Source organism: Bacillus pretiosus, from assembly GCF_052947655.1.
Map to the genome: position 1 here is coordinate 1,926,159 of NZ_CM129593.1, position 25,872 is coordinate 1,952,030.

Annotated in this window: 31 protein-coding genes; 23 read left to right on the top strand and 8 right to left on the bottom strand. The window is 34.2% G+C overall.

Features of this window, described 5'->3' with window-relative positions:
* Positions 1–104: 104 nt before the first annotated feature.
* Positions 105–596 (top strand): DinB family protein, encoded by a 492-nt coding sequence (locus ACU8YW_RS09975; RefSeq protein ID WP_426933737.1) that lies wholly within the window; start codon positions 105–107, stop codon positions 594–596.
* Between the two features lie 272 nt (positions 597–868).
* On the opposite strand, the gene namA is transcribed toward ACU8YW_RS09975, so the two are convergent.
* Positions 869–1,927 (bottom strand): NADPH dehydrogenase NamA, encoded by a 1,059-nt coding sequence (namA, locus tag ACU8YW_RS09980; protein WP_426933736.1) that lies wholly within the window; start codon positions 1,925–1,927, stop codon positions 869–871.
* Between the two features lie 133 nt (positions 1,928–2,060).
* On the opposite strand from namA, the gene ACU8YW_RS09985 reads away from it, so the two are divergent.
* From ACU8YW_RS09985 to ACU8YW_RS10010, 6 genes are all read left to right on the top strand, one after another.
* On the top strand, positions 2,061–2,513 hold the full coding sequence (locus ACU8YW_RS09985) for a methylated-DNA--[protein]-cysteine S-methyltransferase (protein ID WP_087982770.1): 453 nt from the start codon (positions 2,061–2,063) through the stop codon (positions 2,511–2,513).
* A gap of 7 nt (positions 2,514–2,520) precedes the next feature.
* Positions 2,521–3,525 carry a DUF2628 domain-containing protein gene (locus ACU8YW_RS09990; protein WP_098649354.1) on the top strand — a complete coding sequence of 335 codons (1,005 nt, stop codon included), beginning with the start codon at positions 2,521–2,523 and terminating at the stop codon, positions 3,523–3,525.
* 84 nt (positions 3,526–3,609) lie between these two features.
* Positions 3,610–5,271, top strand: coding sequence for a peptide ABC transporter substrate-binding protein (locus tag ACU8YW_RS09995; protein WP_097906697.1), 1,662 nt, complete (start codon positions 3,610–3,612; stop codon positions 5,269–5,271).
* A gap of 57 nt (positions 5,272–5,328) precedes the next feature.
* Positions 5,329–5,745 (top strand): FosBx1 family fosfomycin resistance bacillithiol transferase, encoded by a 417-nt coding sequence (gene fosB, locus ACU8YW_RS10000; RefSeq protein ID WP_088063110.1) that lies wholly within the window; start codon positions 5,329–5,331, stop codon positions 5,743–5,745.
* A gap of 12 nt (positions 5,746–5,757) precedes the next feature.
* Positions 5,758–6,294, top strand: coding sequence for a short-chain dehydrogenase (locus tag ACU8YW_RS10005; RefSeq protein ID WP_149213400.1), 537 nt, complete (start codon positions 5,758–5,760; stop codon positions 6,292–6,294).
* Positions 6,291–6,902, top strand: coding sequence for a phosphoserine phosphatase 1 (locus ACU8YW_RS10010; protein ID WP_088609009.1), 612 nt, complete (start codon positions 6,291–6,293; stop codon positions 6,900–6,902). Before ACU8YW_RS10005 ends, ACU8YW_RS10010 begins: the two co-directional genes overlap by 4 nt.
* A 45-nt stretch (positions 6,903–6,947) precedes the next feature.
* Here the strand turns inward: ACU8YW_RS10010 and exsB are convergent, their stop codons facing one another.
* Positions 6,948–7,526, bottom strand: coding sequence for an exosporium protein ExsB (exsB, locus tag ACU8YW_RS10015; RefSeq protein WP_088063113.1), 579 nt, complete (start codon positions 7,524–7,526; stop codon positions 6,948–6,950).
* Positions 7,527–7,707: 181 nt separating this feature from the next.
* On the opposite strand from exsB, the gene cotH reads away from it, so the two are divergent.
* From cotH to ACU8YW_RS10055, 8 genes are all read left to right on the top strand, one after another.
* Positions 7,708–8,784, top strand: a complete 1,077-nt coding sequence (gene cotH / locus ACU8YW_RS10020; RefSeq protein ID WP_048543582.1) for a spore coat protein CotH — start codon at positions 7,708–7,710, stop codon at positions 8,782–8,784.
* Between the two features lie 105 nt (positions 8,785–8,889).
* Positions 8,890–9,507 carry an NUDIX hydrolase N-terminal domain-containing protein gene (locus ACU8YW_RS10025; protein WP_088063114.1) on the top strand — a complete coding sequence of 206 codons (618 nt, stop codon included), beginning with the start codon at positions 8,890–8,892 and terminating at the stop codon, positions 9,505–9,507.
* 104 nt (positions 9,508–9,611) lie between these two features.
* The gene (gene uptA, locus ACU8YW_RS10030; RefSeq protein ID WP_000881203.1) at positions 9,612–10,214 is read left to right on the top strand and encodes an undecaprenyl phosphate transporter UptA; all 603 of its coding nucleotides are present in this window, start codon (positions 9,612–9,614) and stop codon (positions 10,212–10,214) included.
* Between the two features lie 96 nt (positions 10,215–10,310).
* Positions 10,311–11,690, top strand: a complete 1,380-nt coding sequence (locus ACU8YW_RS10035; RefSeq protein WP_046954954.1) for a putative polysaccharide biosynthesis protein — start codon at positions 10,311–10,313, stop codon at positions 11,688–11,690.
* Between the two features lie 184 nt (positions 11,691–11,874).
* The gene (locus ACU8YW_RS10040) at positions 11,875–12,816 is read left to right on the top strand and encodes a magnesium transporter CorA family protein (protein WP_000932392.1); all 942 of its coding nucleotides are present in this window, start codon (positions 11,875–11,877) and stop codon (positions 12,814–12,816) included.
* A gap of 198 nt (positions 12,817–13,014) precedes the next feature.
* Positions 13,015–13,911, top strand: coding sequence for a permease (locus ACU8YW_RS10045; protein ID WP_000418724.1), 897 nt, complete (start codon positions 13,015–13,017; stop codon positions 13,909–13,911).
* Between the two features lie 3 nt (positions 13,912–13,914).
* Entirely contained in the window at positions 13,915–14,784 is an 870-nt protein-coding gene (locus tag ACU8YW_RS10050) for a TIGR03943 family putative permease subunit (RefSeq protein ID WP_088063115.1), read from the top strand.
* A 195-nt stretch (positions 14,785–14,979) separates the two neighbouring features.
* Positions 14,980–15,486 (top strand): acyl-CoA thioesterase, encoded by a 507-nt coding sequence (locus ACU8YW_RS10055; protein ID WP_000141167.1) that lies wholly within the window; start codon positions 14,980–14,982, stop codon positions 15,484–15,486.
* A 126-nt stretch (positions 15,487–15,612) separates the two neighbouring features.
* Here ACU8YW_RS10055 and ACU8YW_RS10060 read toward each other — a convergent pair whose 3' ends face one another.
* Entirely contained in the window at positions 15,613–15,699 is an 87-nt protein-coding gene (locus tag ACU8YW_RS10060) for a YjcZ family sporulation protein (RefSeq protein ID WP_000505094.1), read from the bottom strand.
* 160 nt (positions 15,700–15,859) lie between these two features.
* Between ACU8YW_RS10060 and cls the strand changes: the two genes are divergently transcribed.
* The 4 genes from cls (at position 15,860) to ACU8YW_RS10080 (ending at position 18,765) form a co-directional block, all read left to right on the top strand.
* Entirely contained in the window at positions 15,860–17,044 is a 1,185-nt protein-coding gene (gene cls / locus ACU8YW_RS10065; RefSeq protein ID WP_142310359.1) for a cardiolipin synthase, read from the top strand.
* A gap of 31 nt (positions 17,045–17,075) precedes the next feature.
* Positions 17,076–17,534 carry a spore coat protein gene (locus ACU8YW_RS10070; protein WP_000340548.1) on the top strand — a complete coding sequence of 153 codons (459 nt, stop codon included), beginning with the start codon at positions 17,076–17,078 and terminating at the stop codon, positions 17,532–17,534.
* 187 nt (positions 17,535–17,721) lie between these two features.
* Positions 17,722–17,901 (top strand): hypothetical protein, encoded by a 180-nt coding sequence (locus tag ACU8YW_RS10075; protein ID WP_001045960.1) that lies wholly within the window; start codon positions 17,722–17,724, stop codon positions 17,899–17,901.
* 243 nt (positions 17,902–18,144) lie between these two features.
* Positions 18,145–18,765, top strand: a complete 621-nt coding sequence (locus ACU8YW_RS10080; RefSeq protein ID WP_088063116.1) for an NAD(P)-dependent oxidoreductase — start codon at positions 18,145–18,147, stop codon at positions 18,763–18,765.
* Positions 18,766–18,790: 25 nt separating this feature from the next.
* Here ACU8YW_RS10080 and ACU8YW_RS10085 read toward each other — a convergent pair whose 3' ends face one another.
* From ACU8YW_RS10085 to ACU8YW_RS10095, 3 genes are all read right to left on the bottom strand, one after another.
* Entirely contained in the window at positions 18,791–19,273 is a 483-nt protein-coding gene (locus ACU8YW_RS10085) for a DUF456 domain-containing protein (protein WP_046959211.1), read from the bottom strand.
* 1 nt (position 19,274) lies between these two features.
* Positions 19,275–20,582 (bottom strand): hemolysin family protein, encoded by a 1,308-nt coding sequence (locus ACU8YW_RS10090; protein ID WP_000353742.1) that lies wholly within the window; start codon positions 20,580–20,582, stop codon positions 19,275–19,277.
* A gap of 208 nt (positions 20,583–20,790) precedes the next feature.
* Positions 20,791–21,660, bottom strand: a complete 870-nt coding sequence (locus tag ACU8YW_RS10095; protein ID WP_426933735.1) for a hypothetical protein — start codon at positions 21,658–21,660, stop codon at positions 20,791–20,793.
* A gap of 244 nt (positions 21,661–21,904) precedes the next feature.
* Here ACU8YW_RS10095 and cbpA point away from each other — a divergent pair, with 244 nt between their 5' ends.
* The 4 genes from cbpA to ACU8YW_RS10115 all read left to right on the top strand — a co-directional run bounded on the left by cbpA (position 21,905) and on the right by ACU8YW_RS10115 (position 25,267).
* Complete coding sequence (gene cbpA / locus ACU8YW_RS10100) at positions 21,905–22,552, top strand: cyclic di-AMP binding protein CbpA (RefSeq protein ID WP_098649269.1); 648 nt, start codon at positions 21,905–21,907, stop codon at positions 22,550–22,552.
* Between the two features lie 436 nt (positions 22,553–22,988).
* Positions 22,989–24,326, top strand: a complete 1,338-nt coding sequence (gene brnQ4, locus ACU8YW_RS10105; RefSeq protein WP_426933816.1) for a branched-chain amino acid transport system II carrier protein BrnQ4 — start codon at positions 22,989–22,991, stop codon at positions 24,324–24,326.
* A 66-nt stretch (positions 24,327–24,392) separates the two neighbouring features.
* Positions 24,393–24,722 carry a chaperone CsaA gene (gene csaA / locus ACU8YW_RS10110; RefSeq protein WP_046954946.1) on the top strand — a complete coding sequence of 110 codons (330 nt, stop codon included), beginning with the start codon at positions 24,393–24,395 and terminating at the stop codon, positions 24,720–24,722.
* A gap of 17 nt (positions 24,723–24,739) precedes the next feature.
* Positions 24,740–25,267 carry a DUF1572 domain-containing protein gene (locus ACU8YW_RS10115; RefSeq protein WP_426933734.1) on the top strand — a complete coding sequence of 176 codons (528 nt, stop codon included), beginning with the start codon at positions 24,740–24,742 and terminating at the stop codon, positions 25,265–25,267.
* On the opposite strand, the gene ACU8YW_RS10120 is transcribed toward ACU8YW_RS10115, so the two are convergent.
* Both ACU8YW_RS10120 and ACU8YW_RS10125 read right to left on the bottom strand, forming a co-directional pair.
* Positions 25,240–25,545: a hypothetical protein gene (locus tag ACU8YW_RS10120; RefSeq protein ID WP_048543104.1), complete on the bottom strand. Its 306-nt coding sequence runs from the start codon at positions 25,543–25,545 to the stop codon at positions 25,240–25,242. The two genes, ACU8YW_RS10115 and ACU8YW_RS10120, sit on opposite strands and share 28 nt — an antisense overlap.
* 4 nt (positions 25,546–25,549) lie before the next feature.
* A complete protein-coding gene (locus ACU8YW_RS10125) occupies positions 25,550–25,846 on the bottom strand; it encodes a hypothetical protein (RefSeq protein ID WP_048543102.1) in 297 nt (98 codons plus the stop codon).
* Positions 25,847–25,872 lie beyond the last annotated feature (26 nt).

The window sequence follows — 25,872 nt, forward strand, 5'->3', positions numbered from 1 at the left end:
AATCTGTTTGAGTAAAATCTGAAGGGAATTGGGTTCCGAAGATATAAAAGTCCTATATGTACTACTCCGTATTTTTGGGAGATTTGCAAAAGGAGGATATAAGAATGAGTAAAAAAGAAATGTTGCAAAATGGAATTAAGCAAGTGTTTTACGAAGAAGAATGGTATCCACCTTTATCAGACGCGTTAAAGCACCTTACTGCTGCACAAGCATGTTGGCAACCAGAAGGAGAGGCTAGTAATACGATTTGGGAAAATGTAAACCATTTACTTATCTTTAAAGAACGCTTACTTGCCCGCTTGCATCAAGATGAAACATTTGTGGCGCCACAAAATAATGATGAAACGTTTGTCCAAGGTGGACGTAATGATGAGGATGCTTGGCAACAAACAGTGTTGCGAACAATTCAAGTGCATGATGCCTTACAATCTGCATTAATATCCCTTCAAGAAGCAGAACTAAATCAATTAACTCCTTCTCTACCAATTTGGCAACAATATATGAACATCCTTTTGCACGATGCTTATCATACCGGGCAAATTGTGCAACTTCGCAAGCTTCAAGATTCATGGCCAGCGCATCGTTCTTATTTGTAAATGATACTTAAAATTGTTGGAGTTATAAACGAAACAAACGAATTAATATGTAGAATACTACTATATGAAAAAACAATTTCTCACTTAATCTGAGGAATTGTTTTTTTTCGTAATCATGATTGTGGAATTCGATTTTTAACCCTGTCACATATTCAGAAAGGGAGATAAATACATAAAAAAATAGGTGTATCAAGCAAAATGTTGATCCACCTTAAAACGATATTATGAAATAACATACGTTATCTTATAGTATACTTTTTATTCCTCTAGATTCAGTAGTACATATTATTCTCGGTTTTATTTGTATGGAGTTTCCCCGGTGCTCGTTTGTATTGATACGGTTCTTCTAACTCAAAACTAAGTTCATTGGCGGCTATTCTTGGAAAGTAAGGATTGCGAAGTAACTCACGTCCGATAAAAATTAAATCTGCTTCGTTATTATTTAAAATTTGTTCTGCCTGTACTCCATTCGTAATCAAACCAACAGCCCCAGTTGCAATGTTAGCATGTTCTTTAATATGTTTAGCATATTGCACTTGATACCCGGGATATACATCGATGTGTGCCGGAACAACAGCTCCAGAACTACAATCAATTAAATCTACTCCTTGTTCTTTCATCCAGTTTGTATATGGAACGTAATCTTGAACCGTTAAACCGTCAGGATGATAATCGTTTGCTGAAATACGAACAAATAACGGTCCGTTCCAAACTTCATTTATTGAGTCAATGATTTCACGTAAGAAACGATAGCGATTTTCAGGTGAACCTCCATATTCATCGGTCCGTTTATTAGAAAGTGGAGAAAGAAATTCATTAATAAGATAACCGTGAGCGCCGTGTATTTCAATAACGTCAAATCCAGCTTGTTTGGATCGTATTGCAGCCTCTTGAAAAGCTAATATGGTCTTTTTTATTTGCTGTATACTCATTTCTACTGGGATTTTCATAGTTTCATTAAACGGAATTGCGGATGGAGCGAGAGCATCCGTTTCTAATTCAGCTTTTCTTCCGGCGTGAGCAAGTTGAATGGCGGCTTTTGCGCCGTTATCATGTATAAAAGTTGTCGTTTTATGTAAGCCTTCAATTAGGCTATCATCCCATATACCTAGGTCTTTATTAGAAATTCTTCCTTCAGGTAACACGGCTGTTGCTTCGATCATAACTAAACCAACTTGACCAGCAGCTCTTGTTCCGTAATGAACGTGATGGAAATTAGTTACTTGGCCATCCTCGTTTTCTGATGAATACATGCACATAGGTGACATAACGATACGGTTTTTTAATGTAACGTCCTTAATTGTATAAGGTGAAAAAAGTTCAGAATTCATCCAATAGCCTCCTAGATTGAATTTTCTTACATTGTATCATTCTTGTTTTTGTTTCCCTAATAAAACGCTTATACGAAAAATTTTGTCTATTCGTGTTACAATAATTAATATGAATTGAATTGGAGGATGACATATGTACCAGGCTTATTATGAAAGTGAATTAGGCTTGCTGGAAATTACAGCGAACGATAAAGGAATTACGTCTGTTATATTTGTTGATGAGAGACAAGAAGAACATAAAAATGAAATAATAGATCAATGTATAAATGAGCTAGATGAATATTTTAAGGGGAAAAGAAAAGAGTTCACAGTCCCGCTATCTGCTGAGGGAACAGTATTTCAAAAAAATGTATGGGATGCGCTTTATACTATCCCTTATGGCGTAAGTGCTTCATATTTAGATATTGCAGAGAAGGTTGGAAATACGAAAGCTGTACGGGCGATAGGAGGGGCAAATAGTCGGAATCCAATTTCAATAATCGTTCCATGTCACCGTGTAATAGGAAAGAGTGGAAAGCTTGTTGGATATGCTGGTGGTTTATGGAGGAAAGAGTGGTTATTAAAACACGAAGGTATTATGAAATGACGTATGGATGGGAAGAGGGATTGTTTTGAAATGTATAAATTGTGGGCAACCTTGCGAGGAGGAACAGTTAAATTGTGCAAGTTGTCAGCGAAAGTTGGATAATGAACAAGGTGAAAGTAGCTCGTTAATAGATAAAGAACTAGAAGTATATGTAGGGAGACAATATCCGTATTACAAAAGGAAATGGGAGCTTGAGAATAAGCGGATTGCTAGGTGGAGCTGGAATGGTTGGGCAACTATTTTCAATATAGGTTGGCTTGGATATCGTAAGTACTATTTACCGGCAGCATTATTTGTATTGTTATTAGTAGCGTGTGATGCGTTTTCTTATTATATGGGTTTCAATGTAGCACTGCCAATCATTAATATGGTGCCTCTTACGTTTTTATTACTCATTTTTATTCTGTTTGGAATGGGGATTTTTGCAAATGGATTATACTATCAATTTGCGGAAAGACGTATATACCGAATAAAAGCAAGAGAAATAAAAGATAAATCAGTTGAAAACTATCTTATCCATGATAGCGGCGGAACGAGCAAAATGGGAGCGACAATTGTTACTATTTTAGCAGTTGCTAGCATATTTTTTAGTCATTTCTTTTTTCCGACTGATCGAGACGTTATACAAAAGGTTCGTACAAGCTCGCTTTATGAATATCCTTTCTTTTCAATAGGTGAATCTTTCGAAAATTATTTTCAAAATTCAGGTTGGATATATTATCGTGGAACGGAAGGGTTAGAATTAGTAGAATTCCAAGGATATAACGCGGGATCACCAAGACAAAAGGTGACGATTCAATTTGTTGTCGATTATAAATTGGGTGAAGTGGAACCGTACTCGCTTACGGTTAATGGTGAATCTAAAAATGAAGAAGAGTTTTTGAAGATGATGGACGAAATATTTAAGGTTCAAAATCCATTTGATATAGAGGATGGATTACAAGTAAATGCGATTCAAAAAAGCGGCTGGAAAGAAACTTCCGACCGCTTTTTTCTATGTTTGTTAAAATAAATATTTAAAATAATCAGAATCTTTTGTATAATGAAATATATTATACAAGATTTAACTTATACATATAGATTGGGGGAAGGAAGAATGAAGAGAAAGACAACAACAATTGCTGCACTTGCGTTAACGACAAGTGTATTGGTTGCAGGATGTGGGAATGGTGAGAAGGCTTCGACAACGAAGAAAGAATCGAATAAGGAAATGGCAGATAAACAAGTTTTAAATTTGCTAGAAACAGCTGAAATTCCTTCAATGGATACATCTAAATCAACGGATTCTGTATCTTTCCGTGCCTTTGTAAATGCAATGGAAGGTTTATATCGTCTAGATAAAGATAATAAACCAACACCAGGCATGGCAAAAGATGTGAAGATTAGTGAAGATAAAAAGACATATACATTTGAATTACGTGATGCGAAATGGTCAAATGGTGATCCAGTTCGAGCACAAGATTTTGTATATGCATGGCAACGTACATTAGATAAAGCAATAGCGGCAGAATATGCATTCATTTTATTTGATGTGAAAAATGCACAGAAAGTAAATAAAGGAGAATTACCATCAGATCAATTGGGTGTTAAAGCGAAGGATGATAAAACGTTGGTAGTAGAATTAGAGCAACCAGCACCTTATTTTCTTGAGCTTACGTCGTTCCCTACATTTTTCCCATTAAATGAAAAATATGTGAAAGAGCAAGGAGATAAATACGGATTAGAAGCAGATAAATTATTATATAATGGACCATTTACAATGAGTCAATGGAAACATGAACAAAATTATCAGTTAAAGAAAAATCCTAATTATTGGGATAAAGATACTGTAAAGTTAGACGAAATTAATGTAAGTATTGTGAAGGAAACAAGCACTGGAGTAAATTTATATGATAGTGATCAAGCAGATCGAGTTATTTTAACTTCTGAATTTGTTGATAAATATAAAAAGAATAAGCCAGATGAATTTAAAACGAAGTTAGATCCACGTATGTATTTCTTGCGTTTTAACCAAAAAAATGCAACATTTAAAAACCAAAAAGTACGTGAAGCGATTGATTTAGCATACGATAAAAAAGGAATTGCTGATGTCATTTTAAATGACGGTTCTTTGCCAGCATATTTCTTAGTACCTGAAAAATTCACGACAGGTCCGGATGGAAAAGACTTCCGCTCTGTAAATAAAAACTTCCGTGATAGTAAAGATAACGCAGCGAAAGCAAAAAAATTATGGGAAGAAGCGAAGAAAGAGCTTGGTCAAGATACAATTACGGTTGAATTACTAAATGATGATAATGGTAGCCGTAAAAAAGTAGGCGACTTTATTAAAGAAGAATTAGAGAAAAACTTACCTGGTATTAAAGTGAATTTGAAACAGCAACCATACAAGCAGAAGCTAGATTTAGAAAAGAAATTCGAATATGAATTCTCATTATCTGCATGGAGCCCTGACTATCCAGATCCAATGACTTATATTGATATGTTTGTTACTGGAAGCTCATTTAATGAAATGAATTATTCTAATCCGAAGTATGATGATTTAGTAGCGAAATCAAAAGGAGAGCTATTAAAAGATGATAAAGCACGCTGGAATGCACTTGCAGAAGCTGAAAAAATCTTAATTGGTCAAGATGCTGCCATTTCTCCTACGTATCAACAAAGCACAGCTTATTTAGAGAAGCCGTTTGTAAAAGGTATTGCTAATCATACGTTTGGCGGGGACTTCAGTTATAAATGGGCATATATTACAAAAAAATAGTATAATAAAAGGTGAGTGAATTTTCGCTCATCTTTTTTGTATAAGGAGGAATTATAGTTGTTAAGGGGAATCAATCATCTTTGTTTTTCAGTGTCTAATTTAGAAAACTCTATTATGTTTTATGAAAAAGTATTAGGGGGAGAATTATTAGTTAAAGGGAGAAAATTGGCGTATTTTAACATATGTGGAGTATGGATAGCACTTAATGAAGAGAAACATATTCCGAGAAATGAGATTCATCAATCTTATACGCACATTGCATTTTCTGTTGAACAAGAAGACTTTGAACGTCTAATACAGCGATTAGAAGAAAATGATGTTCATATTTTACAAGGAAGAGAACGGGATGTAAGAGATTGTGAGTCTATATATTTTGTTGATCCTGATGGACATAAGTTTGAGTTTCATTCAGGGACATTGCAAGACCGAATTAATTATTATAGGGAAGATAAACCTCATATGACATTTTACTAAGGGGGGAAGAAGTTGCATGCGTTAGTAATTGGTGGAACGGGAATGCTAAAGAGGGTGTCTATGTGGCTTTGTGAGCAAGGGTTTCATGTTTCTATTATTGGAAGAGATGAAGTGAAATTAGAAAATGTTAAACGGGAGAGTACCACACCTGAAAGTATCACATGCCTTCCGTTAGATTATCATCATGATGACGATGTAAAGTTAGCTATTAAAAACACAATTGAGAGGAATGGCCCAATAACATTGGTTGTTGCATGGATACACTCAAGTGCAAAGGATGCATTATCACTCATTTGTAGAGAATTAGACTTGTCGTCTGAAACATACAACGTTTTTCATATTTTAGGCAGTAAAGCGTCGAGAATAGCCTCACAAAAAATAGGCGGTACGCGATGTAGCTATCATAGAATAATATTAGGTTTTATATTAGAAGATACATACGGAAGATGGCTTACTCATGAAGAAATATCGGATGGAGTAATAAAAGGAATTGAAAGTAAATGTGATGAATGGATTGTAGGACGAGTAGAACCGTGGGAATTGAAGTGAAGACAACGGTATATGTAACAAGGCATGGTGAAACGGAATGGAATGTAGAGAAACGAATGCAAGGCAGGAAAAATTCTGCTTTAACTGAAAATGGTATGTTACAAGCTAAGCAATTAGGAGATCGAATGAAAGATTTATCTATCGATGCGATCTATAGTAGTCCGAGTGAAAGAACCCTTCATACTGCAGAGTTAATAAAGGGCGAACGTGATATACCGATAATCGCGGATGAGCATTTCTATGAAATTAACATGGGTATATGGGAAGGACAGACAGTCGATGATATAGAAAGGCAGTACCCAGACGAAATACAGTTGTTTTGGTATGAACCACATCTTTTCCAGTCAACATCGGGAGAAAATTTTGCGGCTGTTCATAAAAGGGTAATGGATGGGATACAGCTTCTTTTAGAAAAGCATAAAGGAGAAAGTATATTAATTGTTTCCCATGCGGCAGCGGCAAAACTACTTGTAGGACATTTTGCGGGTATTGAAATAGAAAATGTATGGGATGATCCATTTATGCATAGTGCTAGTCTAAGTATAATAGAATTTGAAGAAGGGAAAGGTGAAGTGAAGCAATTTGCAGATATAAGTCACTTTCAATAAACGTAAAAAAGGCCGCAAAACGGCCTTTTTTTGTAGGCATAAAAACTAGCAATTACGTTTTTTATACCAGAAGTGATCGAATTTCTTGTTTTTGCAAGATGGGAATTTATGTCCGCCTTTGCAATCATTCCATTTGTGCCCGTCATCGTGACAGTCTTTACCATGATCACATGAATCATCGCAAGAGTGACCGTGTCCGTGAGGGAAGAATTCGCATTTTTTACAGAAACTTCGTTTTGTCCAGAAAAATTTCTTTTCAAAGCGTATGCATTTTGTAACGAAAGTACAATGTTTTCTGCGAGTACGTTTTGTAACTAAAACGCATTCTTTTCTACGCGTTACTTTCGTAACAAATGTCCATTTTTGAACACGTACACGAGTACATTTCGTAACAAATGTCCATTTTTTTACATGCGTACATTTTGTAACGAACGTACAATGTTTCACGCGAGTACATCTTGTTCTTGGACATTTACCCCCAGTTGTACATTTACATCCAGTTGTACAATTATGATGAGTGAATTTATCATCATCGCATTCAAAAGTACTTGGATCTTGGTGTAAGAAATCCTCCATCCCAGCACTTTTGATTTCTTCAACCGCTTTTCTAATATCACGTTTCATAGAAATCCTCCTTATCATGTATTAAGTTGAAAAGGTATTCTTTTTCCTTAACATGATATGAGATATGACGTCTTTCTGAACAGGACAAGAGTGTAATTTTATATAAATAGATGATAGCGGATGTATGGACAAGGCAAGGTGCATACATTGAATGAAGAGAACTGAGAAGGGATGGGGAAATATGCTACCTTCATATGATTTTTTTATTCATCCAATGAACTTAGTGGAATTGAAAAAAGAAATTTGGTCAGATAGTCCAGTGCCAGCAAAATTAACTTATGGAAAAAAGAAGTATGACATTGATATCGTATACCGAGGCGCTCATATTCGTGAATTTGAGAAAAAGTCTTATCATGTTATGTTTTATAAACCGAAAAAATTTCAAGGTGCGAAAGAGATTCATTTAAATTCTGAGTTTATGGATCCGTCTCTCATACGAAATAAATTATCTTTAGATTTTTTTCATGATATTGGTGTACTTTCACCAAAATCACAACATGTATTTATAAAAATTAATGGTCAAATTCAAGGTGTATATTTACAGTTAGAATCAGTTGATGAAAACTTTTTGAAAAATAGAGGATTACCGAGTGGTTCTATTTATTATGCGATAGATGATGATGCGAATTTTTCTTTAATGAGTGAGAGAGATAAAGATGTTAAGACTGAGCTCTTTGCGGGTTATGAATTTAAATATTCGAATAAAAATAGTGAAGAACAGCTGAGTGAATTTGTATTTCAAGCGAATGCTTTGTCGAGGGAAGCTTATGAAAAAGAAATTGGAAAGTTTTTGCATGTTGATAAATATTTACGATGGTTAGCTGGCGTTATTTTTACACAAAACTTTGATGGTTTCGTTCATAACTATGCACTATATCATAACGATGAAACAAATTTATTTGAAGTGATACCGTGGGATTATGATGCGACTTGGGGGCGAGATGTACAAGGGAGACCACTTAATCATGAGTATATTCGTATCCAAGGTTATAACACGTTAAGTGCAAGATTGTTAGATATACCTGTATTTAGAAAACAATACCGAAGCATTTTGGAAGAAATATTAGAAGAACAATTTACCGTTTCATTTATGATGCCGAAAGTAGAAGGTTTGTGTGAATCGATTCGCCCATATTTACTACAAGATCCATATATGAAAGAAAAATTAGAAACATTTGATCAAGAAGCTGATATGATTGATGAATATATAAATAAAAGAAGAAAGTATATACAAGACCACTTACATGAATTGGATTAATTTTGAAAGAGATTGGAACATTATCAATCTCTTTTTTTGTATAATAAAGATGTATCAATTGAATTGAAGTAATATTTACTTAATAAAGAATGGAGATGTGGAAACATGACAGTTAAGTGGGTTGATTGGGTAAAACAAATACAATCTATAGCTCAAGCGGGTTTAACGTATTCTAAAGATGTGTATGATATAGAGCGTTTCCAACAATTACGGGATATTTCCATTTCAATGATGTCACATTATACAAAGACAGATTGGGAAATAGTAGAGAAGTTATTTGCAAGTGAGACAGGCTATCAAACACCTAAAGTTGATATAAGAGCAGTCATTTTTCAAAATGAAAAACTATTATTTGTGAAAGAAAAAAGTGATGGGAAATGGGCATTGCCAGGTGGATGGGCTGATATCGGTTATACGCCGACAGAAGTAGCAGCAAAAGAAGTTTTAGAGGAGACGGGTTATGAAGTAGATGATTTTAAGCTACTCGCTATATTTGATAAAGAAAAACATCAACCATCGCCTTCAGCAACACATGTATATAAAATTTTTATTGGCTGTAAGATTGTTGGTGGTGAAAAGAAAATTAGTATTGAAACAGAAGATGTGGAGTTTTTTGGTGAGAATGAATTGCCTAATTTATCGATTGCTAGAAATACAGAAGAGCAAATTAAAGAAATGTTTGCCTACATGAAAGAACCTCAAAAAGAAACATTAATAGATTAATAATGCTTATGCAGATGATATTGTTGAAATGAAGATATTGGCAGAATGCAACCTTTATGTAATAATGGGATGGTATGTGAAGAAAAAAGGAGATAGAAAATAAAATGTTAGCAAGCATAATAGATCAGTTATTGCAATTTTTTGCAAGCTTAGGTTACTTTGGAGTAGCACTAGCTTTAATGATTGAAATTATCCCGAGTGAAATTGTACTTTCGTATGCTGGATTTTTAGTAGCGGATGGTAAAATTAGTTTTGTCGGTGCAGTTATCGCCGGAACTATTGGTGGTACTTTAGCCCAAATCTTTTTATACTGGCTTGGATATTACGGAGGGCGTCCGGTTGTAGAGAAATATGGGAAATATCTACTTATTAATAAACACCATTTAGACATAGCGGAAGGTTGGTTTAAGCGTTACGGAGCAGGAGTAATCTTTTCTGCACGCTTTATCCCAGTCGTACGTCATGCAATCTCTATTCCAGCAGGATTAGCTAAAATGCCGTTAAAACTATTTACACTATATACAGTAGTTGCGATTATTCCATGGTCAATACTATTTATATACTTAGGTGAAAAGCTTGGTGGAAATTGGCGACACATTAAAGAGTATGCATCTGATTACACACATTACATAATTATAGGAGCTGTTCTCTTTGTTGCTCTATACTTCGGTTTAAAGTATTTAAAAAAGAAAAAAGCAGCGCGTTAAAGTCAATGATTTTTCATTGGCTTTTTTATTTGTTTCGGTTCTAAAAAAAAGGAGTTGTCCATAATGTGTAATAATAAAGCGTAGCGGAGGAATGTGATGAAAGGGTCACCGTTTATACGTGGAACGATATTTTTAACGATGGCAACGATGATATCTAAAATGTTAGGATTTATATATGTTATACCATTTACAGCGATGGTTGGTACGAGTGGGTACGTTTTATACACATATGCATATCGTCCTTATACGATTATGCTCAGCATTGCGACGATGGGACTACCACTTGCCGTTTCAAAAATGGTATCAAAATATGATCAACTGAATGATTATCATACGGTTAAGAGAGTGCTAAAGAGCGGTATCTTTTTTATGTTAATAATGGGAGTAATCTCATGTTTTACGCTATATATATTAGCTCCACATTTAGCTAAACTTGTAATCGATGGAAATGATCAAACAGGGAATAGTGTAGCAGCGGTCACTACTAATATCCAAATTGTAAGTTTTGCGTTAATACTTGTACCGGTAATGAGTTTATTAAGGGGATTCTTTCAAGGGTTTCAATCGATGGGGCCTTCTGCTTTAAGTGTAGTTGTTGAGCAGTTTTTTCGGGTCTTAACCATTTTAATAGGAAGCTTTGTCGTTTTATATATTTTAAAAGCTTCTGTCTCGCTAGCTGTTGGTATTTCAACGTTCGGTGCTTTTATGGGAGCGATAGGTGGATTAACAGTTCTAAGTGCGTATTACATAAGGAGGAGAAAGCACTTAAAGAAAAAAGAGATGGCAAGTATACCGCAAACAACGAAATCTTTCTTCTCACTGTATAAGGAGCTCTTTACATATTCAATACCGTTTGTTGTGGTTGGTTTAGCAATTCCGTTGTATCAGACGATTGATACATTTACAATTAATAAACTACTTATACAAATAGGGTATATGCAAGGAGAAGCGGAGAAGATAAATGCAATAATTGGTCTTGTTCAGATGGTTGTACTCATCCCAGTTTCCGTTGCGACTGCTTTTAGTATGTCTCTCGTACCTGAGATGACAAAAGCCTATACAGCAGGGAATGTGAAGTTACTGTACAAACATTTTACGAGAACGAATGTATTAGTAGTAGGTATTACTGTACCAGCGGCGATTGGAATGATGTTGTTAGCAAAACCAGTATATACTCTTTTATTTGGTGCCGGAAATGATCCGGAGATGGGGAGAGTTATTTTACAGTATTATGCTCCTGCCTGTATACTATTTTCGCTTTTTACAGTAACAGCTGCGATGTTACAAGGAATTAACCAACAACAGAAAACAGTGCTAGGATTAGTAATTGGCATTATTGTAAAGATAGTTTTAAATATCGTATTGCTTCCGTATTTCGATTATGTAAGTTTTATTATTTCAACATACGCTGGTTATACGATTTCAGTTGGCTTTAACTTGTGGATGCTTTCTAAATATGTTATAAAGGCAACATAAGCTTTTTAAGGCAGAGAGCACTCTGTCTTTTTCTTTGTTTAGAATATTTTTCTTATAAAAACGTTTTCAAAATAATTTTTCTATTGAAATTTAAACGTATGTTTCATATGCTGAGAATGGCGGTTCAAAAACTGTTATGTAAGAGAGGTAGATTCCTACATGTAAAAAGAATCGGGGTGATAGTATGTTAAATATTTATTTAACAGACCGAAACGGAAAACTACAAGAGGTTGAGGAAATGCAAAAGGGTTGCTGGATTAATGTACTTCATCCAACGGAAGAAGAAATTCAATATCTAGTACAAACTTTAAATGTAGACTTAGATTTCATTAAAGACCCTTTAGATGATGAAGAACGCTCTCGTATTGAAAAGGAAGACAATAATACCTTAATAATCGTGGATATTCCAACAGTTAGACATGATGAAGAAGGAAATTCGATTTATGACACGATTCCAATAGGTATGATTGTAATGCCAGATTGCTTTGTGACAATTTGTTTAGAAGAAAACCCAATTTTCGAACGCTTTATTAATCAACGTATTAAAGAATTTTATACGTTTAAAAAGACACGCTTTGCACTTCAGCTCTTATATACGATTTCTACTTATTATTTAAGATACTTAAAGCAAATTAACAGAAAAACAATCGATTTAGAGCATCAATTAAATAAGTCGATGAAAAATAAAGAGATTTTCACATTGCTAGGCCTTGAAAAAAGTTTAGTTTACTTTACAACATCATTAAAGGCGAATAAAATTGTAATTCAAAAATTAATGCGTAACAGTACATTTTTAAAAATGTATGAAGACGATCAAGATTTATTAGAAGATGTATTAATTGAAAATAAACAGGCTATTGAAATGGCGGAAATATATAGTCACATTTTAAGTGGAATGATGAATACTTTTAGCTCCGTTATATCAAATAATTTAAATAGTGTTATGAAACTGTTAACGTCTATTACAATCATTTTATCATTACCAACGATGGTTTCTAGTTTCTTTGGAATGAACGTAAAGGTTCCGTTTGAAGGGGAAGCACATGGTTTTGTAATTGTACTCATAATATGTGTAACACTATCTTTCACATTAGCATTTGTTTTTTGGAAGAAACGTTACTTTTAACGAGAAGAAAGCTGCTCTAGCATAGTTATATAACTGCGCTAGAGCAGCTTTTTTGCTATGAAATCGAAAGTTTTGAATAGAATATAACTTATAAAATGTAATGTATATGAAGGAAGTGAATTCCGTATAAGCCTTGTCCAATTCATAAAATGGGGTTAAAATTACATATTGTTAATGAAAAGTTGGAGGAAATACATCATGGAATTGTTTCAATTACCGAAAGCATTCCTGCAAATGAATACAATCTTTATCTCCATATTGATCGAAGCACTTCCTTTTGTGCTCATTGGTGTATTTATTTCAGGATTCATTCAAATGTTTGTGACAGAGGATATGGTAGCAAAATGGATGCCGAAAAACCGTTTTCTGTCTGTTTTAATGGCTACTTTTTTAGGTATGATGTTTCCAGGTTGTGAATGTGGAATCGTTCCGATTGTAAGACGGTTAATCGGAAAAGGGGTTCCACCATATGCCGGGATTGCATTTATGTTAACTGGGCCAATTATTAATCCGGTCGTATTATTTGCAACATACGTTGCCTTTGGAAGTAGTATGCACATGGTATGGTATCGTTCTATCGTAGCGATTATCGTAGCAATTATCGTTGGAATTATATTATCATTTATGTTTAAAGAACATCAATTACGAGATGATCACTTCCCAGAAGTGAATCATAAGCGTCCATTACGTAAAAAAATGTGGGATGTATGTACGCATGCTGTTGAGGAATTTTTCTCGATGGGAAAATATTTAGTATTAGGTGCGTTAATTGCAGCGGCAGTTCAAACGTTCGTACAAACTTCAACACTTCTTGCTATAGGACAAGGGCCGTTCTCTTCACCAGCTGTTATGATGGGACTAGCTTACATTTTATCACTTTGTTCAGAAGCGGATGCGTTTATTGCTTCGTCATTCCAAAGTACATTTTCAACAGCATCACTTGTCGCGTTCCTCGTATATGGACCGATGGTGGATATTAAAAATATGTTTATGATGCTTGCGACATTTAAAACGAAATTTGTAATTGTCGTTACAGTTACAGTTACACTTGTTGTTTATGCAAGCTCACTACTCATTTATGCGATGGGGTGGTAGGTTATGTTTCGAGCATATATATTATTAGGTTTTACAATCTTAATTGCGCAGCTTCATATTTCAGGTAATATTACGAAGTATATCAATATGAAGTATGCCTATTTATCAAAAACAGCAGCTATTATTTTAGGTTTTTTAACGGTCGTTCAAATTATTATCGTTTTCCAAAAAGAACATCAAAAAGAAAAAGAACAGCACAATTGTGGTTGTGATCATAGCCATTGCGGGCATGATCATTCAAAAGATGAGAATACATGGTGGAAAAAAGCATTTTCGTACTCATTGTTTTGTTTTCCGATTGTCTCAGGGCTGTTTTTCCCGATTGCAACGTTAGATTCAGATATCGTTAAGGCGAAAGGATTTCATTTTCCTGTTGCACAAGCAGAAAGTACAGATCCATTTATGACAAGGCAATTTCTAAGACCTGATACGAGCATTTATTACGGGAAAGAAGGATACCGTGGTGTAATGGAAAAGGGGAAAAAAGAGTTTGTTACGAAAGATAGTATTACTTTAAAAGATGAAGATTTTCTAAAAGGGATGGAAACAATTTATAATTATCCTGGCGAGTTTACTGGGAAAAAATTATCTTTTAAAGGGTTTGTTTTCAAAGATGACTCTTCTCAAAAAGAACAATATTTCTTATTCCGTTTCGGGATTATACATTGTGTAGCGGATTCTGGTGTATATGGTATGTTAGTGAAAAAACCAGAAGGTGTAGAATGGAAAAATGATGATTGGATTCAAGTTGAAGGAGAAATATCAACGGAATTTTATCAGCCATTCCATGCGAATATCCCTGTATTAGAAGTAACGAAATGGAATAAGGTTGAACCGCCAAAAGAACAATATGTATTTAGAGGAGCCGATTGATAACATCGGTTCTTTTTTGTGGACTAAGAGTTCTGAATGTTGTTAATATTAAACGTGTAGTGATAGTAAGCTCATACCGTTCTAGTGTTAATGGGAAATGGAACTCTTACCGAACTTCTTTGCTCCAGCCGAATTTTGTGGTGGGAGTCTTAATGTCTGCAAATAGCGGGTTAAATAATCAAAGAGGTGATAACAATGACTGAAGTAAAAGGGAAAACAGCTAATGAGTCTAGAGTGTTTAAAACGAGCCGAGTATTTCCAACAGATTTAAACGATCATAATACGCTATTTGGTGGGAAGATATTAGCCGAGATGGATATGGTTGCTTCTATTTCAGCAACGAGGCATGCAAGAAAAGAATGTGTCACAGCATCTATGGATTGGGTAGATTTCTTACATCCTGTTCGCTCTTCAGATTGTGTTAGTTATGAATCTTTTGTAATTTGGACGGGTAGAACTTCTATGGAAGTATTTGTGAAGGTAGTAGCAGAAGATTTAATTTCGGGTGAGAAACGTATAGCAGCAACGTCATTTGTTACTTTTGTTGCACTTAGTAAGGAAAATAATCCGGTTCCTGTGCCGCGAGTTATCCCTGAAACAGAAGAAGAGAAAGAATTACATCGCATTGCAGTGTTACGTGCAGAACAACGCCATATACGTAAGGCGGAGAGTAAGAAAGTAGCTACATTATTAACTTTTTGAGTTGAATATGTAGTCGTTAAAGGTACAATAACAAACGGAAATGTTTTTCATATGAAAAGCGGACACCTAAAAATAGGTGTCCGCTTTTATAGTTTTTTCATCCACATATCATATGACGATAACTACTTAGCAGAAGCAAGCAGCACCGACGATGATTAAGAGGATAAATAATACGACTAATAGCGCGAATCCATTACCATGTGCGAAGCCCATTGTTATTTCCTCCTTTTATTTTAAGATACAACATACAATATGCAAATGAGCTATCGTTTGATATGGACATATATCATGTAATGACATATTTTCTTGAATGATATTGTATTAAAAAAGGGAAGATATAGAAATAACAGTAAGTGGAGGAAGGAAAATATCCATGAAACACTTTTTCGTTGTAATCCTTTGTTTAATAGGTGTATTCATTTGGATGAACATCGATGTGGAAATGGGGAAAAAAATGGCTAGTGAATATGAATTAGGGCAAGTTCGATTAGGTGAATTTCAACTATATACGAACGGTGAAGAGTTATATACGAAATTATTTGAGGATATACGTAATGCAGAAAAGTACATATATATCCATTTTTATATTGTAGGTAAAGATGAAATAAGCAAAGAGTTTTTGCAGTTACTCGAGAAAAAGGCATCGAGTGGAGTAGAAGTAAAATTGTCAGTTGATCGAATAGGTGGATATAAGCTGAAGAAAAAGATAATTCGTCAACTAAAAAGCAATGGTGTCCAGTTTACGTTTAGTAAAAAACCTAAATTGAAACATTTATTTTATTCGTTGCATCAACGAAACCATAGACGCATTGTTACGATAGATGGAAAAATATCATATATCGGCGGCTTTAACATTGGAAAGGAGTACCTTGGACAAGATCCGAAATTTGGTCCGTGGCGTGATTATCATGTGCGAGTAAATGGGAATGGTGCTAAGGATATGGAAAGAAAATTTGCTGCTGACTGGAAAGAAGATACGGGAGAAAAAATGCCTATACATAAAAGTCTACCTGCAATTGGGCATGTGAAATATCAATATTTATTTTCAGATGGAAAAGGGTTATGGGAAAAATATGGAGCGCTTTTAAAGCAGGCTAAAAAGTCTTTAATTATTGCTACGCCATATTTTGTACCAAGTAAAGAAATGATGAAAGAGTTAAAAGGTGTATTAAACCGAGGTGTCAATGTGAAAATTCTCGTACCATTTAAAAGCGACGCAGTATTGTTAAAACAAGCTGCCTATCCGTATTTGAGAGAGATGAACCATGCTGGAGCGGAGATCTATCAATATCGGAATGGTTTTTTTCACGGGAAAGTAACAATCATTGATGGAGAAATTGTTGATATAGGTACAGCGAATTTTGATAATAGAAGTTTTTATTTAAATTGTGAATCTAACTGTATCATATATGATACAACAGTTGTTGCTGACGTATGGAACCGATTAAAAGAAGACTTTCATAAATCAAAAAGATTTTCAGAAGAAGACTTTGAGAAAATTAGTAAGTGGGATTGGTTTTTAGCAAGAATAGCAAATGTTATAGCATCATATTTATAACATATAGACAAAAGAGGAGGGAGGTATTTTCATGGATTGTATGAAAGAATTAATGAGGTATAGTTATATGCTTATTTATAAGGTTGGGGAGTATACAGGGGAGGTAAGAGACGAAGAATTAAAAGAGCTATTACAGCATCATTTACCATATATGTTGCAAGCGTATAATGAACAAGTGAATTTTCAAGAAGGAGAGAATGTACAGCATATAACTTGTGAACCAATTTCATCTCATTTTCATGAAATGGAAAAGGAAACTGATAGTAAATATACAGGGGATATCCATATTGCAACTTGTTATATTTCGCATTTAAAACGGTTAGCACTAAAGTTCGCTCAAGTGGCAGTTGAAGTTGCGAATCCAGAATTCCGCTCGTTCTTAGAAAATTGCTTCCTGAAAATGAATCGTTATGCCTATAGTGTATGGCAATATGTTGTGAAGAAAGAGTATAAGATTAAACATGTATATGAAAATGAGAAGTTTGCATAAGAAACTAAGGCGGAAAGATAGGCGCCTTAGTTTTTTACTTTTCATGGAGAAAAAAGACTAGGTGTACATATCTATTATTAGAAAATTTACAAATATTTACCGTTTATTTACTATTTTTCAATCTTTCCTTTAAAAATAGAGAGTAATATGGGGGTTGTACATATTCTATCTAAAGGAGGAAACGCAAATGAACAAATGGGTTAAATCATTAACTGCTATGGCACTTGCAAGTTCTTTATTAATGGTAGGTTGTAGTAAAGGTGAGGACAAGAAGAAAGAAGACGATACAACAACACAACAAGAGGACAAAAAGGATAAAGAAACAAGTGGAACTGAGAAGTCTACAGATTCTAAAGAAAAGAAATAAAGTGAAACTTTAATCAGTGAGGCATCCCCCACTGATTATTAGTTGAACCAATCGGGCTTTTACGGGCAGTTGATCCCCATCTAACTTCTTTGTTTTTACTGAATTTTGAGGTGGGGTCTTACTGCCCGTTAAAGCGGGGTAAAATAATAATAGAGCTTCCTCTTATATATGAGGAAGCTTTTTTGTTGTAAATTGATTGAGATTATTGAAAAATAGAGGGAGAATGAAATAGGGGGAAAACAAATGAAAGTATGTATATTAGGAGCAACAGGTCGAGTAGGTTCAAATATAATAAAATTAGCATTAAAGGATGCAGCTGAAGTAACTGCATTAGCACGTGATTTAAATAGAATAGAAATACAACATGAAAGGTTACGAGTAATAGAAGGTAATGTACTAAATGAAAATGATATAAAGAAAGCGATAGAAGGAAGCGATATAGTAATTAGTGCACTTGGAACGGATCAAAATGGGACATTGGCGAAGAGTATGCCACATATTATAAAGAAAATGGAAGAAGTAGGGGTTCATAAAATCATTACAATAGGAACAGCAGGTATTTTACAAGCAAGAACAAATCTAAATTTATATCGTTTTCAATCAGCTGAATCAAAAAGAAAAATGACAACAGCAGCAGAAGATCATTTAGCTGCATATAAGATACTTAGTAGTAGTAATTTATGTTGGACGGTCGTTTGTCCGACGCATTTAATAGACGGTGATGTGACAGGAGTGTATCGAACTGAAAAAGATGTATTACCAGAAGGGGGAGCGAAAATAACAGTTGGTGATACAGCGCAATTTACGTGGAATCTGTGTAGTGAAAACAAATATGAGAATAGTCGAGTAGGTATTTCATATTAAAAAAACCATCCCGAAATTGGGATGGTTAAAAGATGATATAACATACAAATATGAGAATCATAATGATTTGGAGAATAGCTTTCGCTACTGTGCTGCTTAAAAAACCAACTACAGTAGCAACTCCTACTAGAAAGGCGTCTTTTGGCGCTTTTTTATGCATGAGTTCTGTAATAAATACCGATAAGAACGGTATGATAATTAAACCGAATGGTGGGAAGAAGAAAGATCCGACAATGATAGAAATCATACCGACACGTTCTCCCCATTTAGAACTTCCGTATTTCTTTAAGAAATATCCATTTGCAATAAAATCAGCCACGAAAATAAATAGTGTGAAAATGACTTGAATAATCCAAAAGGAAGTTGTTAGTTCTCCGCCATTTATACCAAAATGGTAAATGAAATATCCAGCCCAGACAGCAAGGATGCCTGGAATGATAGGATAAATAAAGGCGAGAAATGAAACAATGAAACAGGCAATGATACAGATTGTTAATAATACTGTCACTTTATAACTCCTTCTTCGTGTCTAATTTATGTACCGCAATTTTTTTCACTTGATGTCCATCAAGTTCTAGTGCTTTAAATTGAAAACCGGCAAATTCAATGGAATAACCAGCTTCAATATTTAAATCAACTGCTTGAGAGAGGAGCCAGCCTCCAATTGTATCTAAATCGCTATCATCAATATGCAGGCCAAACATATCATTTACTTCAGAAATGAGCACCTTCCCATCTAAAACAGTAAGCTTCGGCGTACGTTTTTCAATCATAGGTGATTCATCCGCATCAAACTCATCTTGAATTTCTCCAATGATTTCTTCAAGAATATCTTCCATTGTTAAAAGTCCAGCAGTACCACCATATTCATCCATAATGATTGCCATCTGAACGCGATTCTTTTGTAGATGTACTAATGTTTTGCGAATTGGAACAGTTTCAAATACAGTTAGTACTGGATGTATGTAAGATTCAAGTGGTTTATGAATGCCTTTCGTTTGATCGTGAAATACTTCTTTCGTATTAATCATACCGATAATATCATCTTTATCTTTTTCGATGATCGGATAGCGTGTATACTTTTCAGTTGCGACGATATCCATATTCTCTTCTAACGTATTTTCAGTAGATAAGCAAATCATTTCTGTACGAGGGACCATAATTTCTTTCGCGACCCGGTCGTCAAATTCAAAAATATTATTTACATATTTATATTCGGTTTGGTTTATTTCGCCGCTTTTGAAACTTTCACCTAAAATGAGTCGTAGTTCCTCTTCAGAATGGGCAAGTTCATTTTCTTTCGCAGGCTCTAAACCGAGTAGTTTTGTGAAAAAGATTGCCGTACTATTAAGTAGCCAAATGAATGGATACATAATTTTATCAAATAAAATAAGTGGTCGTGCAAACTTAAGTGTGATTGCTTCAGCTTTTTGAATGGCGAAAGACTTTGGAACTAATTCACCTAATACAACATGGAAAAATGTAATAACACTAAAAGCAATAATAAAGGATAAAGTATTCGCCATTGTTCCAGTAATATTAATCTTTTCAAAGAGCGGTCGTAGTAAATGTTCCACAGTCGGTTCACCAAGCCAACCAAGCCCTAAAGAAGTAATCGTAATCCCGAGCTGACAAGCTGATAAATAAACATCTAAATTAGATAGGACACTTCTTGCAGCTAAAGCTTGTTTATTGCCTTCATTTGCAAGTTGGTCAATGCGACTTTTTCGTACTTTTACAACAGCGAATTCTGATGCAACGAAAAAGCCGGAAATAAGGATGAGCACAAAGATGAGAAAAATATTTAATATGTCCAAGTGTGTTCTCTATTCCGTAGTTTGGAATAAAGATGTCACCTCCTGCGATTATGTTATGCTTTTATAATAAATCCAAACGAAAAGAATAGTCAAAGAAAAAGGGTAAATATTGGCATGTTTCTGCAATAGTTTTTGAATTTGCTGTTATTTTGTCCGCTATACAAAAGGAATAACCCCCTACTTTCAGATTATAGAGGGTTATTTCAAATTAAGGTTTTGGAATACTTCTCGTTAAAGCGTATGATTGTTGTTTAACGTGATTTGTCGTCCATAGCGTTTGAAGGAAAGAGAGTATGCAATACGGGATATACAAAAGTAATAAGCTAATTGTAACAATAACAGGTGCATTTCCACCGAATTGAACGACAAATTGCAATAGTCCGCTTGCATGAAAAATGCATTCCATAATAACGAATGAAAGAATAATGGAACCTAGAATAGATTTATGATTCGAAGTAAGCGCTAAAAACAATGTATCTACAAGGAAAGAAGATTGTTTTATTTCATATTCATTGGTGTTACTTAAGAAAGGAACCCACTTTTTTATTGCTTGCATAACGATAATCATGGAAGTACTACAAACGATGATAAAAGATGAGTAGTAAGGAAGCTTTATCAATTTTGCGATGTATAGGAGTAGTAATAAGACCGAACATTTTAATAATACAGTACAAAAAGAGTACGGTATCCATTTTAATAAATAAGTGAACTTCTTAACCGATTGAGGTGCTTTAAAAAATAAATGGCCGATCCCTAAGCTGATAAAGAATCCAATCGCAAGAGTAAAGGTAAAACGAACAATCGATAAAAAATATATTTCCCATATGTAAGGGAATAACGGTGTTGAATGATTAGAAGTATGAACCATTTGATTTGCTGAGAAAAAGATAGATTCGTGCATCCAATCAATCTTTGGAATTGTCATAGAAGAAAGTTGTGCGAAGTTATGAAAAATGCTTATAAAGCCAGTTATGTATGAGTATTTATGTGTAATGAATAATGCAGGAATAGGACTAATGATAAATATAATGAGAACACCAACGATAAATTTACATATATGTGAGCGCAATAAAGACATGTAATCACCTACTCTTAGAATATACAGAAAATTCTTATTCTTATTTTAGCTTTTTTCGGCGTAAGTTACAATATATTTTTCTTAAAGAAATTTAGTATTGTAGGGGATATAAGTGAATGAAACGTGAATAAATTATGACAAGAAAATGAATAATTTTCAGAAAAGTAAAATAAATTATTTATTTTTTTCTGAAAATATAATATAGTTATGGCACAGAAAGTATTTTAACATAAGGAGGCTGTTTATGAGGATTAAAGGGAATTATGTGCCGAAAAAGGAAGTTTTATTTTGCTCAAGTTCAATTACGATAGGGGAAGCACTGGAGCATTTAAATAAAACTGGGTATCGTTGTGTACCAGTTTTAGATGAAAAAAAAGAGAAGTATTTAGGGAATGTATACAAAGTAGATATTTTAGAATATAAAGGTTCGCTGGAAGAGAGTGTAGTACAATTATTAAACGATAAAGAAGGTTATGTTAGAGAAGATTCTTCGTTCTTTAAAGTATTTTTTACAATAAAAAAATTACCTTATTTATCAGTAGTTGATGAAAATGGAGTCTTTCTTGGAATTTTAACGCATAAAAAGGTTTTCGAGTTATTAGAAGATGCTTGGGGCGTTCATTCTAGTAAATATTCTGTCATGATTGGGACACAAGATTATAATGGGGCCATTCAAAAATTATCGACAGTATTAAAGAAATATACAGGTATCCAAAGTTTAATGACTTTTGATAATGATGCCTTATTAGTTCGGAGAATTATGTTTACATTAGGAGAAGAGTTTAACGACGGTGAATTAGAGACGTTACTGAAAGATTTAGAAAATCACGGATTTAGAGTTGTGTATGTGGAAGAGATGAAAAATCCACGCGAAGTTGAAACGATAGAGTAACATGCAAAAGCCATCTAATTATGTTGGATGGTTTTTGTTATGTTACTTGAATAAAGTTATTTAAAAATAATGATAGGATAAAAGTCGAGATTGTAACAATATTTGTGTAAAAGAATAAAAAATGTAGATAATTTTGATTTTCAAAAAAATCAATTTGAAAATATGTTTTTATTTTTCAACTAAATATGTTACTATATGTGTGATAAAAACAAAGAGGTCTGACAACTATACTCCACGCAATACCACTCTAATGAGTTAAATATTCAAAAAAATCAAAAATTAATAATTAGAGTAAAAATAAGGGGAATGGAGAAATTATGGAGAAAGACACTGCTTTGTAAGGGGCATATTTTATCAGCTTGAGCAGAGAGGAGGATGCATAGCATATTGTGAAAATAGAGATAAACAATGAAAAAGTGCTATGCAAATGAAAAGTATGAAGGGACGTTTAAGGCCAGGTGATACGGTAGCAATCGGTTTAATGTTATTTGCACTATTTTTAGGAGCAGGAAATTTAATTTTCCCACCAGTTTTAGGGCAACAAGCTGGAGAGAATGTTTGGATTGCTACAATTGGATTCCTTGTGACGGGAGTCGGATTACCCCTATTAGCTGTAACAGCTGTCGCGTTTGTAGAGGGGGACTTGAAAGCGCTATCTTCTAGAGTTCACCCAATATTCGCGTTTATTTTCCCATTGATTAGTTATTTAGCAATTGGACCATTTTTCGCGATTCCGCGTACTGGAGCCGTTTCATTTGAAATGGGTATGAAGCCATTTTTATCAGAGGCATTGGTTTCCGAATGGTACATGCTATTTTTTTTCACGATAGTTTTCTTCGGAATAACTTGGTATTTATCATTAAATCCATCTAAATTAGTGGATTGGTTCGGAAAATTTCTTACACCATTGTTAGTATTGATTGTTGCTGTTATTGTTGGAAAGGCAATTATTGATCCAATTGGAGAACCAGCTGCGCCGCTAGCAGCATACAAAGAAAATGCTTTCTTTGGTGGATTTATACAAGGATATTTAACGATGGATGCAATTAGTGCGCTTGTATTTGGAATTGTCGTTGTACAAGTTATCCGTTCTAAAGGAATAAAAGAAAGTAGTCAAGTTGCAAAAATAACAGTAGTATCAGGTATTATTGCAGTACTTGGTTTAACGTTAATTTATTTATCACTTGCTTATCTTGGTTCAACAAGTACATCACTTGGTGTATCAGAGAATGGTGGACTTATTTTAACGAATGTTGTAAATGAGTTATATGGGACAAGTGGTAAAATTTTATTAGGGCTCGTTATTATACTTGCTTGTTTAACAACTTCTGTTGGATTAACATCAGCTTGTGCGGGCTTCTTTACAAACTTATTCCCTAAACTTTCGCATAAAGCGATTGTAACGATGGTATGTGTGTTTAGTTTAATTGTATCTAACCTAGGTTTAACACAATTAATCACAGTTACTTTACCAGTGTTAATGATCATTTATCCAGTTGCAATTGTATTAATCGTACTTTCTTACTTCCATAAATGGATTGGGAAGCGTAATACCATTTATATTGGAGCTATTCTAGGCGCATTGTTAATTAGTTTCTTTAACGGTTTAGAAAGTGCGAACATTAAAATTGACGCGATTTCTAACGTACTACAAATGTTACCATTATATAATGAAGGAATAGGATGGTTAATCCCATCATGTATTGGCGGGATTCTTGGTTTCTTCTTCTATAAATCAAATGAATCAAGTGAACTACAAAAGAAAGGTGCTTAGGCGCCTTTCTTTTTTTAAAGGGGATTTTATTGTTTTGTCTAAGTAATAAATGGGAGGAATGATAAAATGGCTAATTTTGAAGATTTTTTAGCTTTGGATTTACGAATTGGAACTGTAACACATGCAGAGGAATTTAAAGAAGCCAGAGTTCCAGCGATTAAACTAGAAATTGATTTTGGAGAGCTTGGAATTAAGCAGTCAAGTGCTCAAATTACGAAGAGATATACCCCAGAAGATTTAATCGGTCAGCAAATCGTTGCTGTTGTAAATTTTCCGCCAAAACGTGTAGCTGGATTTAAATCAGAAGTGCTTGTTTTAGGGGGAGTACCTGAAGCCGGTGATGTCGTATTACTTCAGCCCAATATGGAATTACCAAATGGAACGAAAATTAGTTAGTGTAAAGGCGGGGGAACATGGATATTGGACGAGAATATTTACAATGTGCCATTTCGAATTTTGAAGCAACAAAGAAACAAGGGGAACGGGTGCTTTCTCAATTATCATATGAACAGATTGAATGGTCTTCTCATGAAGCAACAAATAGTATAGCGGTTATTATAAAGCATCTGCAAGGTAATATGCGTTCTAGATGGACGGATTTTTTAACATCTGATGGTGAAAAAATAAATCGTAACCGAGACGCTGAATTTGAAGATGGTTATCATTCTAAGGAAGAGGTTCTCGCAGCATGGAATGAAGGATGGGAATATGTTTTGAAAACGATGCATGTGCTAACGCCAGAAGATTTATTACAGACGATATATATTCGCGGTGAAGCACATACTGTCATGCAAGCAATTGAAAGACAAATTTCTCATTATGCTTTGCATATTGGACAGATTATTTACATTGGGAAGATGTTAAAAGAAAATGAGTGGGAATGTCTAAGTATTCCTAGAGGACAGTCTGCACGTTATGTAGAGAAAAAACGTTCAACATAATAATAGGAAAGAAACCGATATAAAATGGGAAATAAGAAAATCACCCAAATAATAGATGGTTCTGTAATCATAAGCATGCTGCCAAAAATAAGTCCGTATATAATAAGAAAGAAATTAAAAAGCGTATTTACAGGGATAAATCGTGAGATGAACACTTGCTGTCGTTTAAAGCAATCACTGTGAAATAAATAAAAGCGGAAGTACGATGTGGCAATAATAAGATCTTTCTTTCGCACAATTCTTTTTTTGCATGTATGACAGATGAATGGTGGTTGCATTTTATTACGCTCCATTTTTTATTTTCGTAATAACGTAAGACAAGATTAAGTGCAAGGTGTATATCCCTATATATGCTCCTGATATAAGAAAAAATGGATTTAGTAAAATTCCATGAATGCTTGTCATGAAAACTAAATCTTGTATTAAAACATCATATATATTAATAGAAATAATTGTACCGAGTACATAAAGTGCTAAGTACGCTGAAATATGTAAAGCAACACGGATTGTAGGATGCTTAGCAAGCCAATAAAAAATAAATGATAGTACAATGGGTAATGTTCCTATTAGTAGCTTCAATTCATTTCACCTCATTAACAATATAG